13 protein-coding genes are annotated in these 14,154 nt (G+C 39.3%); 11 read left to right on the top strand and 2 right to left on the bottom strand.

Going from position 1 to position 14,154, the window contains the following annotated elements; translation table 11 throughout:
• The first annotated feature begins 64 nt into the window (after positions 1–64).
• From purC to purD, 9 genes are all read left to right on the top strand, one after another.
• Positions 65–790, top strand: a complete 726-nt coding sequence (gene purC, locus CDZ92_RS14010; protein ID WP_096155816.1) for a phosphoribosylaminoimidazolesuccinocarboxamide synthase — start codon at positions 65–67, stop codon at positions 788–790.
• Positions 783–1,037 (top strand): phosphoribosylformylglycinamidine synthase subunit PurS, encoded by a 255-nt coding sequence (purS, locus tag CDZ92_RS14005; protein WP_096155815.1) that lies wholly within the window; start codon positions 783–785, stop codon positions 1,035–1,037. The genes purC and purS overlap by 8 nt, the downstream gene beginning before the upstream one ends.
• A complete protein-coding gene (gene purQ / locus CDZ92_RS14000; protein WP_096155814.1) occupies positions 1,034–1,720 on the top strand; it encodes a phosphoribosylformylglycinamidine synthase subunit PurQ in 687 nt (228 codons plus the stop codon). Before purS ends, purQ begins: the two co-directional genes overlap by 4 nt.
• Positions 1,704–3,935: a phosphoribosylformylglycinamidine synthase subunit PurL gene (purL, locus tag CDZ92_RS13995; protein WP_096155813.1), complete on the top strand. Its 2,232-nt coding sequence runs from the start codon at positions 1,704–1,706 to the stop codon at positions 3,933–3,935. The genes purQ and purL overlap by 17 nt, the downstream gene beginning before the upstream one ends.
• Complete coding sequence (gene purF, locus CDZ92_RS13990) at positions 3,911–5,323, top strand: amidophosphoribosyltransferase (RefSeq protein ID WP_096155812.1); 1,413 nt, start codon at positions 3,911–3,913, stop codon at positions 5,321–5,323. The genes purL and purF overlap by 25 nt, the downstream gene beginning before the upstream one ends.
• Before the next feature lie 592 nt (positions 5,324–5,915).
• Positions 5,916–6,953, top strand: a complete 1,038-nt coding sequence (gene purM / locus CDZ92_RS13985; RefSeq protein ID WP_096155811.1) for a phosphoribosylformylglycinamidine cyclo-ligase — start codon at positions 5,916–5,918, stop codon at positions 6,951–6,953.
• Positions 6,950–7,543 (top strand): phosphoribosylglycinamide formyltransferase, encoded by a 594-nt coding sequence (gene purN / locus CDZ92_RS13980; RefSeq protein WP_096155810.1) that lies wholly within the window; start codon positions 6,950–6,952, stop codon positions 7,541–7,543. Before purM ends, purN begins: the two co-directional genes overlap by 4 nt.
• Complete coding sequence (purH, locus tag CDZ92_RS13975) at positions 7,540–9,069, top strand: bifunctional phosphoribosylaminoimidazolecarboxamide formyltransferase/IMP cyclohydrolase (RefSeq protein WP_096155809.1); 1,530 nt, start codon at positions 7,540–7,542, stop codon at positions 9,067–9,069. The genes purN and purH overlap by 4 nt, the downstream gene beginning before the upstream one ends.
• Positions 9,070–9,307: 238 nt before the next feature.
• Positions 9,308–10,573, top strand: a complete 1,266-nt coding sequence (gene purD / locus CDZ92_RS13970; RefSeq protein ID WP_096155808.1) for a phosphoribosylamine--glycine ligase — start codon at positions 9,308–9,310, stop codon at positions 10,571–10,573.
• Here the strand turns inward: purD and CDZ92_RS20535 are convergent.
• Positions 10,551–10,631 carry an EYxxD motif small membrane protein gene (locus CDZ92_RS20535; protein WP_369679965.1) on the bottom strand — a complete coding sequence of 27 codons (81 nt, stop codon included), beginning with the start codon at positions 10,629–10,631 and terminating at the stop codon, positions 10,551–10,553. The two genes, purD and CDZ92_RS20535, sit on opposite strands and share 23 nt — an antisense overlap.
• Before the next feature lie 76 nt (positions 10,632–10,707).
• Positions 10,708–10,998 carry a YgaP family membrane protein gene (locus CDZ92_RS13965; RefSeq protein ID WP_096155807.1) on the bottom strand — a complete coding sequence of 97 codons (291 nt, stop codon included), beginning with the start codon at positions 10,996–10,998 and terminating at the stop codon, positions 10,708–10,710.
• Positions 10,999–11,316: 318 nt separating this feature from the next.
• Between CDZ92_RS13965 and CDZ92_RS13960 the strand changes: the two genes are divergently transcribed.
• Positions 11,317–13,065 (top strand): adenine deaminase C-terminal domain-containing protein, encoded by a 1,749-nt coding sequence (locus CDZ92_RS13960; protein WP_096155806.1) that lies wholly within the window; start codon positions 11,317–11,319, stop codon positions 13,063–13,065.
• Positions 13,066–13,102: 37 nt separating this feature from the next.
• The gene (locus tag CDZ92_RS13955) at positions 13,103–14,143 is read left to right on the top strand and encodes a DUF3048 domain-containing protein (protein ID WP_096155805.1); all 1,041 of its coding nucleotides are present in this window, start codon (positions 13,103–13,105) and stop codon (positions 14,141–14,143) included.
• Positions 14,144–14,154 lie beyond the last annotated feature (11 nt).

Here is a 14,154-nt window from a genome sequence, read left to right as displayed (position 1 = left end):
TAGATCAAAAGGCTAACAGCTAATAGCTAACACCTAACAGCTAAAAAAGGAGCTGACAAACTAGATGGATATTCAAAAGCAAGCGTTACTTTACGAAGGCAAGGCGAAAATGGTGTATTCCACAAATGATGAAAACACCGTCTGGATCCAATACAAAAACAGCGCAACTGCCTTTAACGGTGAAAAAAAGATGAGCATCGAAGGCAAAGGCCGTCTGAACAATTTAATTACTAGTTTCCTATTTTCACAACTTCACGAAGTTGGTATCGAAAGTCATTTCATCCAAAAGCTTTCTGACACAGAACAACTTGTAAAAAAAGTTTCCATCATTCCATTAGAAGTCGTCGTTCGAAATGTTTGTGCAGGTAGCATGGCAAAGCGGCTAGGAATCGAAGAGGGAACTCCTCTTGAACACCCAATCGTAGAATTTTATTACAAAGACGATTCGTTAGGTGACCCACTTATTACAGAAGACCACATTACACTATTAAAATTAGCAACAAAAGAAGAAATCGATTTACTTAAACTTTCAGCGCAAAAAGTGAACCATTATTTATCGGAATTTTTTGTAAGTAAGAATATTAAATTAATAGATTTTAAGCTAGAATTCGGTAAAACATTGGACGGTACTATTTTGCTAGCTGATGAAATTTCCCCAGATACATGTCGATTATGGGATGCAACAACATTAGAAAAGCTAGATAAAGATGTGTTTCGTCGAGATTTAGGTAGTTTAACAGAAGCTTATGAACAAATTTTAAATCGTATTGGAGGAAAAGCCCATGTTTAAAGTAAAAGTATTCGTAACGTTAAGAGAAAGTGTATTAGATCCACAAGGAAATGCAGTGAAAAACTCCCTACACAGTTTATCGTATAAAGAAGTTCAAGAAGTGCGTATCGGAAAGTATTTAGAGTTAACAATTGCAGAAACAAACCGCAATTTAGATGAGTTAGTAAAAGAAATGTGTGAAAAGATGCTTGCGAACACGGTAATTGAAGACTACCGATATGAAGTGGAGGAGGTTGTCGTTCGATGAAATTTGCCTGTATCGTTTTTCCAGGTTCGAACTGTGATGTAGATATGTACCATGCGATCAAAGATGAGCTTGGTGAAGAAGTGGAATATGTATGGCACGATGCGAAAGACTTAAGTGAGTTTGACGGCATCTTACTTCCAGGTGGCTTTTCTTACGGAGATTACTTGCGTTCCGGTGCGATTGCCCGTTTTTCCAATGTGATGGCAGAGGTTGTAAAAGCTGCAGAAGCTGGTAAGCCAATATTAGGTGTATGTAACGGATTTCAAATCTTACTAGAGTCTGGTTTATTACCAGGGGCTATGCGTCGTAATAAAAATTTAAAGTTTATGTGTCGTATGGTTACGTTACGAGTAGAAAACAACGAAACAATGTTTACGACTGCCTATCAAAAAGGGGAAGAAATCAAAATCCCTATCGCACACGGTGAAGGAAACTATTACTGTGATGAACTAACGTTAAAACAGCTACAAGAAAATAACCAAATCGTCTTCCGTTACGATGATGACAATCCAAACGGAAGCTTAGAGAGAATAGCAGGGATTACGAATAAACAAGGGAATGTGCTAGGAATGATGCCCCACCCTGAACGTGCTGTTAGTGAATTACTAGGTAGTGCAGACGGATTAAGACTATTCCAATCGATTGTACGAAACTGGAGGGAATCACATGTCGTTACTTCTTGAGCCGAATGAATTAAAAATAAAAGAAGAAAAGATATACCGTGAAATGGGTTTAACAGACGATGAGTTTGCAATGGTAGAGAATATCCTAGGTCGTCTTCCTAACTATACAGAAATCGGCTTGTTTTCTGTTATGTGGTCAGAGCATTGTAGTTACAAAAACTCAAAGCCTGTTTTACGCAAGTTCCCAACAGAAGGTCCAAAAGTTTTACAAGGACCAGGTGAAGGCGCTGGAATCGTGGATATCGGTGATAACCAAGCGGTAGTTTTTAAGATTGAAAGTCACAACCATCCTTCTGCGATTGAGCCATATCAAGGAGCGGCAACAGGTGTTGGTGGAATTATCCGTGATGTATTTTCCATGGGAGCACGTCCTATCGCACTATTAAACTCGCTTCGCTTTGGAGAATTAACGAATCCTCGCGTGAAGTATTTGTTTGAAGAAGTAGTAGCAGGTATTGCTGGATACGGAAACTGCGTAGGGATTCCGACTGTTGGTGGAGAAGTACAATTTGATGCAGCCTACGAAGGTAACCCGCTAGTAAATGCAATGTGTGTTGGCTTGATTGCTCATGAAGATATAAAAAAGGGGCAGGCGAAGGGTGTGGGCAATACTGTCATGTACGTTGGTGCTAAGACAGGTAGGGACGGTATTCATGGCGCTACATTTGCCTCAGAAGAATTATCAGATGCATCAGAGGAAAAGCGACCAGCTGTTCAAGTTGGCGATCCGTTTATGGAAAAGCTTTTATTAGAAGCTTGTTTAGAAATTGTGAAGTGGGACGGTTTAGTGGGCATTCAAGATATGGGTGCTGCGGGATTAACGAGTTCGTCTGCAGAGATGGCGTCAAAAGCTGGCTCTGGAATTGAAATGAACTTAGATTTAGTGCCACAACGTGAAGCAGGTATGACTGGTTACGAAATGATGTTATCCGAATCACAAGAGCGTATGTTAATTGTTGTAGAAAAAGGCCGCGAGCATGAGGCGCAAGAGATTGTTTCAAAGTACGGCTTAGAGGCTGTTGCAATTGGTAAAGTAACGGACGACAAAATGCTCCGTTTAGTGCACGATGGTGCGGTGATTGCTGAGGTGCCAGTTGATGCATTAGCGGAAGAAGCACCTGTATACAATAAGCCTTCTAAAGAGCCTGCTTATTATGCAGAGTTCCAAGCGATGGAAGTAGAAGTGCCTGAGGTAACGGATTACAATGAAACGTTAATGAGTTTGTTACAGCAACCAACGATTGCAAGTAAAGAATGGGTTTACGATCAATATGACTATCAAGTTAGAACGAATACGGTAGTTTGCCCAGGTTCTGATGCGGCAGTAGTACGTATTCGCGGTACGAAAAAAGCGTTAGCGATGACAACAGATTGTAATTCTCGTTACATTTATTTAGACCCAGAAGTTGGTGGCAAGATTGCGGTTGCAGAAGCAGCACGTAATGTCGTTTGTTCTGGGGCACAACCACTAGCTATTACAGATTGCTTAAATTTTGGTAACCCAGAAAAACCGGAAATCTTCTGGCAGCTAGAAAAATCGGTCGATGGCATGAGTGAAGCTTGTCGTATGTTAGAGTCGCCGGTAATCGGTGGGAATGTATCTCTTTACAATGAAACAAACGGAGAAGCAGTGTATCCGACACCTGTAGTTGGGATGGTCGGATTAATTGATGATATTGCACACATTACAACACAAGGCTTCAAAGAATATGGAGATTTCATTTATTTAATTGGGGATACGAAAGAAGAGTTTGGTGGAAGTGAGTTACAAAAGCTAACGTATGGCAAGATTTTTGGTAAAGCTCCTTCTATTGATTTACAAGTGGAAGCATCAAGACAAGCGAAGTTGTTGGCAGCAATTCGTAACGGTTATGTGGCTTCGGCTCATGACGTTTCAGAAGGTGGATTTTCTGTTGCAGTAGCGGAAAGTTTAATGAGTGCTACGGGCCTTGGAGCGGAGATCGTTGTGTCAGGTGATACGACTGTTGCGTTATATAGTGAATCACAATCTCGCTTCGTTGTTTCGGTGAAGCCAGAAAATAAAGAAGCATTTGAAACGTTAGTTGTTGATGCAGTGAAAATTGGCCATGTAACCGATAGTGGAGAATTAAAGATAAATGGAGAAAATAATGAATCGATCATTCATTTATCAGTAGATGAAATGAGAAAGGCTTGGAAAGGGGCTATCCCATGCTTGCTGAAATCAAAGGCTTAAATGAAGAGTGCGGCGTGTTTGGTGTATGGGGACATCCTGAAGCCGAGCAAATTACGTATTATGGGTTGCACAGTTTACAACATCGCGGGCAAGAAGGTGCGGGAATTGTTGTAACAGATGGGGAGAAATTAAGTTGTGTAAAAGGCGAAGGGCTTGTTAATGAGATTTTCTCCAATGGTAGGTTAAATGACCTTGTTGGAAAAGCAGCCATAGGCCATGTGCGTTATGCAACAGCAGGTGGAGGCGGCTACGAAAATGTCCAGCCACTTTTGTTCCACTCGCAAACTGGTAGTCTAGCTTTAGCGCATAATGGCAATTTAGTAAATGCGAATGCGTTGAAGCATCAGTTAGAAAACCAGGGAAGTATTTTACAAACAACGTCTGACACAGAAGTGTTGGCTCATTTAATAAAACGTAGTGGCTATCCTTTGTTGAAGGATCGTGTGAAAAATGCTTTATCGATGGTGAGAGGGGCGTTCGCTTTTGTCATTATGACAGAGACGGAGATGATGGTCGCTCTTGACCCGAATGGCTTGCGTCCCCTTTCATTAGGTTTGCTTGGTGACGGGTATGTTGTTGCATCAGAAACATGCGCATTGGATATTGTTGGTGCAACATATTTGCGTGACGTAGAACCTGGTGAATTGTTAATTATTAGCGACGAGGGCTTACAGTCAGAGCGTTATACAATGCACATTCAACGAGCAATGTGTAGTATGGAATATATTTATTTTTCTCGTCCTGATAGTAATATTAATGGAATTAATGTTCATACAGCGAGGAAGAATTTAGGGAAGCAACTGGCGTTGGAATCTTTTGTAGAGGCAGATGTTGTAACAGGGGTGCCAGATTCAAGTATTTCAGCAGCAATCGGGTATGCAGAAGCGGCAGATATTCCTTATGAATTAGGTTTAATTAAAAATAGATACGTAGGTAGGACCTTTATTCAACCTTCTCAAGCGTTACGTGAACAAGGGGTGAAAATGAAGTTGTCCCCTGTTCGCGGTGTAGTAGAAGGCAAACGAGTTGTGATGGTAGACGATTCGATTGTTCGAGGAACTACGAGTCGTCGGATTGTCAATATGCTTCGTGAAGCAGGGGCTACGGAAGTTCATGTTCGTATAAGTTCACCGCCAATTAAGAATCCTTGTTTTTATGGGATAGACACGTCTACTCATGAGGAGTTAATTGCATCGAATCATTCTGTGGAGGAGATTCGTAAAATTATAGGAGCCGATTCTCTGTCGTTCTTGAGTGAAGGCGGCTTGTTAGAAGCGATAGGTCGTCCTTATGAAGGAGAATATCGCGGGCAGTGTATGGCATGTTTTACTGGGAAGTATCCGACAGAAATTTATTCCGATACGGTAATGCCGCATGAGAAGTGTTGATTAGCTGTTAGAAGCTGGTACAAAAGACCGATGGATTCAGTGCCTTTCACAATCATTTTCACCAAAGAAAAACTCAAAAATGAACGTGAAGGGGTCACTCACAATCATTTTCACCAAAGAAAAACTCAAAAATGAACGTGAAGGGGTCACTCACAATCATTTTCACCAAAGAAAAACTCAAAAATGAACGTGAAGGGGTCACTCACAATCATTTTCACTAAAGAAAAACTCAAAAATGAACGTGAAGGGGTCACCCACAATCATTTTCACTAAAGAAAAACTCAAAAATGAACGTGAAGGGGTCACTCACAATCATTTTCACCAAAGAAAAATTCAAAAATGAGCGTGAAGGGGTCTCTCACAATCATTTACACTAAAGAAAAACTCAAAAATGAACGTGAAGAGTTCTCTCACAATCATTTTCACCAAAGAAAAACTCAAAAATGAACTTGATACACAAGATATTGAGGTAAAACAAGTGAATAGAAGAGGCCAAAATAATAGCCTATTATTATTTACGGTCACGCCTATACTCTTGTCTCAACCTCTTTCAATTGCTTTTATTTGGAAATATACCTTTGGAGGGACACATATGGCAAATGCATACAAACAAGCAGGAGTAGATATTGAAGCTGGCTATGAAGCCGTTTCAAGAATGAAAAAGCATGTCGCTCGTACGATGAGACCAGAAGTCATGGGAGGACTAGGCGGATTTGGTGGCCTTTTTGACCTATCAAGCATCAATGTCCAACAACCAGTACTTGTCTCTGGCACAGATGGCGTTGGTACAAAGCTTATGCTTGCATTCCAGCTAAATAAGCACGATACCATTGGTGTGGATGCAGTTGCGATGTGTGTCAACGATATTGTCGTACAAGGTGCCGAACCGCTTTTCTTCCTAGATTACATAGCATGCGGAAAAGCAGCACCTGATCAAATCGAGCAAATCATTAAAGGTATTGCAGATGGTTGTGAACAAGCTGGTTGCGCTCTTATCGGAGGAGAAACGGCTGAGATGCCAGGAATGTATAACCAAGAAGAATACGACCTTGCTGGTTTCACAGTAGGTGTTGTGGAAAAATCTAAGCTAATTACAGGTGAAAACATTCAAGCAGGTAATGTCCTTATTGGTTTGCCATCATCAGGTATTCATAGTAACGGCTACTCACTTGTTAGAAAAATTATTGCAGATAGTGATCTAGACCTTACACAAAAACTAGAAAACACAAACCAAACACTAGGAGAAATACTATTAACTCCAACAAAAATATATGTGAAGACAATCTTAGAAGTACTTAAAAAGTATGACATAAAAGGCATGGCACATATTACAGGTGGCGGTTTCGTAGAAAACATTCCAAGGATGTTGCCAAAAGGTCTTCAAGCTGAGGTTGATTACGGCTCATGGCCAATTCCAACTGTTTTTGACATGTTACAAACGTACGGGAACTTACAAAAAGAAGAAATGTTTAACATCTTTAACATGGGTATAGGCATGGTGTTGTCCATTGATCCACAAGACGTAACAGGTGTCATTTCAACGTTAGAAAAATCAGGCGAAACGCCATATATCATTGGTCGGGTGAAACAAGGAGAAGGAATTACATTCGGCGGGGGAGAACTTAGATGACAAGACAACGAATCGCCCTTTTTGCTTCTGGAAGCGGAAGTAATGTGCAAGCCATAATTGACGCTTGTAGAAAAGGGGAATTGCAAGCTGACCCTGTTCTGCTAGTATGTGATAAACCAAAAGCTAAAGTGGTGGAACGAGCTATCGAAGCTTCCATACCAGTTTTTACTTTTCTCCCTAAAATGTACGAAAATAAAGAAGCGTTTGAACAAGAGATTCTTCAAAAATTACAGCAACAAAATGTCGCTTACATCATTTTAGCTGGTTATATGAGACTAGTAGGTCCAACACTAATACACGCTTACGAAGGTAAAATGATAAACATTCATCCATCTCTTCTCCCAGCTTTTCCGGGGTTAGATGCGATTGGTCAAGCGATTAAAGCAAAAGCGGAAGTGACAGGAGTTACGGTCCATTATGTAGATGAGGGAATGGACACAGGTCCAATCATTGCCCAACAACCTGTAAAAATTTTACCTGAAGAAACGAAAGAGTCATTACAAAAAAAGATTCAACAAGTTGAACATATTTTATACCCAAAAACATTACAAAAAATCTTACAAACAGAGAAGGAGTCAACCCTATCATGAGAGCATTAGTAAGTGTATCGAATAAAGAAGGTATTGTGCCATTTGTAAAACGTTTAGTTGCCCTAGGTGTAGAAGTGATTTCAACAGGTGGTACGAAAAAGACGTTACAAGACCATGGTGTGAATGTTATTGGAATCTCAGAAGTTACTGGTTTCCCAGAAATTTTAGACGGTCGTGTTAAAACGTTACACCCAATGATTCATGGTGGATTACTTGCGATGCGTGGGAATGAAAGTCATGAAGCACAATTACAAGAACACAACATCACTCCAATAGACTTAGTAATCGTGAATCTTTATCCATTTAAAGAAACAATTGCAAAAGAAGGTACGACTTTTGAAGAAGCAATCGAAAATATTGATATTGGTGGACCAACGATGCTCCGTTCGGCAGCAAAAAACCATCAGCAAGTGACAGTTGTAGTCGATCCAACAGATTATGAAGAAGTTGCTACCGGTTTAGAGCGTGACGGAACAGTACAATTGACAACTCGTCAAAGATTAGCGGCAAAAGTGTTTCGCCATACAGCAGCCTATGATTCTATGATTTCTAACTACTTAACAGAGTCAGTAGGTGAAGAGAATCCAGAATCATTAACGATTACATTTGAAAAAGTGCAAGACTTACGTTATGGCGAAAATCCACATCAAAAAGCAGCGTTTTATAAAAAGTCATTCGAAAAATCCTATTCCATTGCATCAGCCAAACAATTACATGGAAAAGAATTATCCTATAACAACATTAATGATGCCGACGCAGCCATTCAACTTGTAAAAGAGTTCACACAACCAGCTGCAGTTGCGATTAAACACACAAATCCTTGTGGAGTTGGAGTGGGAGAAACAGTTTTAGAAGCTTACGAGCGTGCATATAAGGCAGACCCTACTTCCATTTTCGGTGGAATCGTTGCATTTAATAGAGAAGTAGATAAAGAAACAGCTCTACTGTTACATGAAATATTTTTAGAGATTATTATTGCTCCATCGTTCTCACCTGGGGCACTTGATGTATTAAAACAAAAGAAAAACATCCGTCTATTAACGGTTGAATTCACAGCAAATAGTGAAGTAGAAAAGAAATACTCTTCTGTTACAGGTGGTCTATTAATACAAGAAGAAGATACATTAAGTTTTGATGAAGAAAAAATAACGATTCCAACGAAACGCGAGCCTACAGAACAAGAGTGGGCAGATTTACGATTAGCTTGGAAGGTAGTAAAACATGTAAAGTCAAATGCTATCGTTCTAGCAAAAGACAATAATACAGTAGGTGTAGGTGCTGGCCAGATGAACAGAGTTGGCGCTGCGAAAATTGCCATCGAGCAAGCAGGAATTTTAGCAAAAGGTTCTGCCCTTGGTTCTGATGCATTTTTCCCAATGGACGATACCGTCGAAGCTGCTGCAAAAGCAGGAGTTACCGCTATCATTCAACCAGGCGGATCCATCCGAGACGAAGACTCCATCAAAAAAGCAGACGAACACGGAATCACAATGGTCTTCACAGGAGTCCGTCATTTCAAACATTAATGAGAAGATGAGTGTTATTAAGGACTTTTATTAGTTTTAAATTATTATCTAGCTGTTGATTGGAGCGCAAGTCGCCGACTCCTGCGGGAGAAGCGAGGGACGGGAGACCCCACAGGCGCGGATGCGCCGAGGAGTAGGTTTTTTCACGATAGTGAAAATAACCTTCCTTTTTAACGCCCGCCGAAAGCGGAGACTTGCGCTCCAATCAACAGCGGTATTAATAACTGGAGGGGAAAAAATGAAAGTACTTGTTATCGGTCGTGGAGGAAGAGAACACGCAATCGTTTGGAAACTAGCACAAAGTCCTTCTGTCACAAAAGTATTCGCTGCTCCAGGTAATATAGGAATGGAACAACTAGCCACTCGTGTTCCAATTGATGAATTAAACATGAACGAGCTCATAAATTTTGCCAAAACAAACGAAATAGACTTAACATTCGTTGGCCCTGAAGCACCTTTATTAGCTGGCATCGTGAATGAGTTTGAAAAAGAAGGACTGCCCATTTTTGGACCAACAAAAGAAGCAGCTATTATTGAAGGAAGTAAAAGCTTCTCAAAAGATTTAATGAAAAAATACAACATACCAACTGCAAAATACGAAGTTTTCAACTCGTATGAAGAAGCACTTAAATATATAGAAGAAAAAGGTGCACCAATTGTCATAAAAGCGGATGGATTAGCCGCAGGAAAAGGCGTCGTTGTTGCCATAACACTTGCGGAGGCAAAAGAAGCCCTTTGGTCGATGATGGCGGAAAAGAAATTCGGGGAAGCAAGCAGCCAAGTGGTCGTGGAACAATTTTTACAAGGTGAAGAGTTTTCCTTAATGGCTTTTGTCAACGGCGAAAACGTTTATCCGATGGTTATCGCACAAGATCATAAACGTGCTTTTGATGGAGACAAAGGTCCAAACACAGGAGGAATGGGAGCCTATTCACCTGTACCACAAATCCCAAATGAGGTAATAACTACATCCGTTGAAACAATTTTAAAACCAGTAGCAAAAGCGTTGGTAACAGAAAGTAGAAGTTTTTGTGGGATTTTGTATGCAGGCTTAATGTTAACGAATGAAGGTCCGAAAGTAATCGAGTTTAATGCGAGGTTTGGAGATCCAGAAACACAGGTTGTTCTTCCACGTATGCAAGATGACTTGGCGGAAGTTCTTTTACATGTATTAGAAAAAAAGAATTACACAATTGAATGGAATAATTCGGCAGTAGTAGGAGTTGTACTAGCGGCAAAAGGATATCCTGAGGCATATGAAAAAGGAGAGCTAATTGAAGGATTAGAATCAATCGATGATGCGTTGGTTTTTCATGCTGGTACAGAAAAACATAATGATAAGATAATCACAAATGGCGGTAGAGTGTTGCTGTTAGCGGCAGAAGCGGATGGTTTGTCTGAAGCATACGACAAAGTGTACAAAGAAATAACAAAAATAAAAAGCAGCGCCCTCTTTTATCGAAAAGACATTGGCCATAAGGCTATCGAGGGCGTTTCCTCTTAATAAAAACAAACAGTAACGCAACGATACTTCCGATTAACGCGATTAACACAAAAGACATATCTGTAAGATATTCAAGCATCACTTTACACTCCTTTCTAATGAAGCCAGGCTCGGATTAGAGCCTGGCGAATTTTTTAAGAAGGATTATATGTTTCTTCGTCACCTTCACACACAAATTCATCGCAATGGAAATCGTCATACTCGAATTCTTCATCATAACGATAGTCTTGGTAACGATCAAATAAATCTGTTAATGGGCAATATCTTAAAATACCTTCTGCTACTTTCATTGCCCCTAGCATAGCAACTAAAATGTACGAATCGCGATATGGTCTTCTTACCATTTTGCTTGTGATCCAAGCTAAAATAGTTAAACCTCCAGTTATACGTACAAGTGCATTAATAATACCGATATTCGGTCTCATAAAGAACTCCTCCTTATTGTTAAGTGTTAAAATTCGCGGTTGATTTCCGCGCATATCTTCGCTTTCCGCGGGCGGGTCGGGAGCCTCCTCGTCGCTTCCGCTCCTGTGGGGTCTCCCGTTTCCCGCTTCTCCCGCAGGAGTCTCCGATATGCGCTCCAATCACCAGCTAGAATGACAAAAAACTTTAGTAGAGAATATTTTTTTAAAATTCCAACAAATTGTAATTCGTTAATGCATGAATACGTTAATTATGGTACGATTGAAAGAAGAGGTTATATTAAAATAACTTTCATTTGTACGTTTTTCAGGAGATGAGCAATTATGGAACAAAAATATAAATGGCCGAATAAAAAAATACGTGAGCATGTAGCTGTCATTGACGGCGTAAAAGCACCTACAATTGTTTTGCAAAACGCCACCTACTTAAATGTGTTTTTAAAAAGATGGCTTCAAGCAAACATTTGGATTTATGAAGATCGCATTATTTATGTAGGTGAAGCACTTCCTTCGAATGACAAAAATACAGAATATGTGGACTGCTCAACTTACTTTTTAGTACCAGGTTATATTGAGCCTCATGTTCATCCTTTTCAGTTATATAATCCCCTTAGTTTTGGACAATATGCATCCCTTTCTGGAACAACTACAGTCGTAAATGATAACTTGGTGCTCGCTTTACAATTGAGAAAAAAGAAAGCGTTTTCTTTTATAAGAGAGATGAATCGATTACCTGTAACTACTTATTGGTGGAGCCGTTTTGATGCGCAAACAGAGATTAAAAAGGAAGAAGAAATTTTTTCGACACCTAACATAAAAGATTGGTTAGACCAAGACTCTGTTTTACAAGGTGGCGAATTAACAAGTTGGCCAAAGCTGATGGATGGAGACGATTTAATTTTAGAATGGATTCAAGAAACGAAAAGAAGAAGAAAGCCAGTAGAAGGACACTTACCAGGTGCCTCGGAAAAAACGTTAACGAAAATGAAATTATTTGGTGTGGATAGTGACCACGAATCGATGACCGGTGAAGATGTAAAAAAGCGTATAAGTCAAGGGTATAGTACAGCTCTACGTTTTTCGTCCATACGTCCTGATTTACCGAATATAATCGAAGAATTAGAACAGATGGATATTCCGTATTACGACCATTCGTTTTTTACAACAGATGGATCGACACCAAATTTTTATAAAGAAGGTATTTTAGATGCTATGATTAATATTGCAATAGAAAAAGGAGTAAATCCTATCGAAGCATATAAAATGGCTACCTTTAATACAGCGAAACATTTTAACATTGATCATTTACATGGCAGCATTGCACCTGGCAGAATAGCACATATCAATATACTTGAAAGTAAAACAAATGCTACACCAAGAGCTGTACTTGCATCAGGCAAATGGATGAAGAAGTTTGATCAGACTCTAGAATATCCATTGAATAGCAATCTGGATTGGAAGAGCTTTGACCTAGGTCCACTAGATTTAAGTTGGGACTTAACAATAGATGATTTACAGTTCTCCATGGCACTGGGCCTACAAATGGTAAACGAAGTAATTATGAAACCATACTCTGTAAATGTAGATGTTAGTGGGGAAAAATTAAATCTAGAAGATGATCAATCTTTCCTAATGCTAATAGATCGAAATGGTCAATGGCGTGTAAACACGATAATAAAAGGATTTAGTCATAAAGTGAGTGGACTTGTTAGTTCCTATTCCAATACTGGAGACATCATTATAATCGGTAAAAATAAAGAAGATATGCTATTTGCTTTTGAAAGAATGAAAGCGATTGGAGGCGGCATTGTTTTAGCCGAAAATCAAGAAATTGTGTGTGAAATCTCTCTCCCTATTGGAGGCATGATGTCTGAAGAAGAAATGCCAAAGTTAATAGAAGAGGAAGAAGTATTACGTCAACAATTAATGAAAAGAGGATATAAGTTCAACGACCCTGTTTATACGTTGCTGTTTTTATCGTCCACTCATTTACCGTATATACGAATTACACCAGTAGGAATATACGACGTTATGAATAAAACAGTACTCTTTCCGTCTATAATGCGTTAAAATATGAAAGTATAATGGGGATAAAGGTTGGGAGAATATGAAAAAATATAGTTATTTATTACTATCAATTTTACTAACAATAGTACTTGTAGGCTGTAAATCCGAAGAAAGTGTAACAGAAAACAACGAAGAACAGATAACACCTGTGGAAGAAATAGAAGAGGAAGAAATAATCGAAGAACCAAGTGGAATTACTGCACCATTAACTGGATTGGAAGTAGATGAGGAAGTAACTAAACGACCAATCGCTGTAGTTATTAACAATGACGTTAAAGCTAGACCACAATCGGGTCTTTATAAAGCTGATGTGGTGGTGGAAATATTATCTGAAGGTGATATTACTAGGCTTATTGCCATTTATCAAAGTGAACTACCTGAAAAAGTCGGGCCAGTAAGAAGTGCCAGAGACTATTTTTTAGATATTGCTAAACCATATAATCCTATCTTTGTAGCACATGGCTATAGTCCAGCTGCAAAGCAACGTTTAGATGCAGGAGAATTAGATTCCATCAACGGCATGTTGTATGATGGCACATTATTTAAGAGAGCATCTTTCCGTCAAGCCCCACATAACTCGTATATCTCTTTCGAGAATATTGAAAAAGGTGCGTCTGAATTAGGGTTTAATATGGAAGGAGAAACGACTCCTTATTTGTTCCTATCGCAAAATGAAGAACAAGAGTTGAATGGAGTAGAAATAAATAAAGTAAAGATAAACTATTCTACACGCCTTGTCGCACAAGTTGCTTACGAGTATAGTAAAGAAGATGAGCTTTTTCAACGATACAGCGGTGGTGAAAGAACAAAAGACTTAGAAACGTTAGAAGATGTTGTAGCTCAAAATATATTTATAATAGAAACAGCACATGAAGTAGTAGATAAAGTTGGACGACGAGAGATAAATTTAACAGCTGGTGGCCGTGCTGTATTAATTCAACAAGGTAAACGTTATGAACTTGAATGGAAAGAAGATAATGGAAGGTTAATTCCTGTAAAAGATGGTCAACCTGTCCCATTTACCCCAGGGAAAACGTGGGTTAACATAGTTCCATCTTTAGATTTCGTTCATTATGAATAAAGGAGTTGTAA

It is taken from the genome of Bacillus sp. FJAT-45066 (genome assembly GCF_002335755.1).
GTDB classification, from domain to species: Bacteria; Bacillota; Bacilli; order Bacillales; family Bacillaceae_I; genus Bacillus_CD; species Bacillus_CD alkalisoli.
This window is presented reverse-complemented; position numbering and strand designations above follow the sequence as displayed.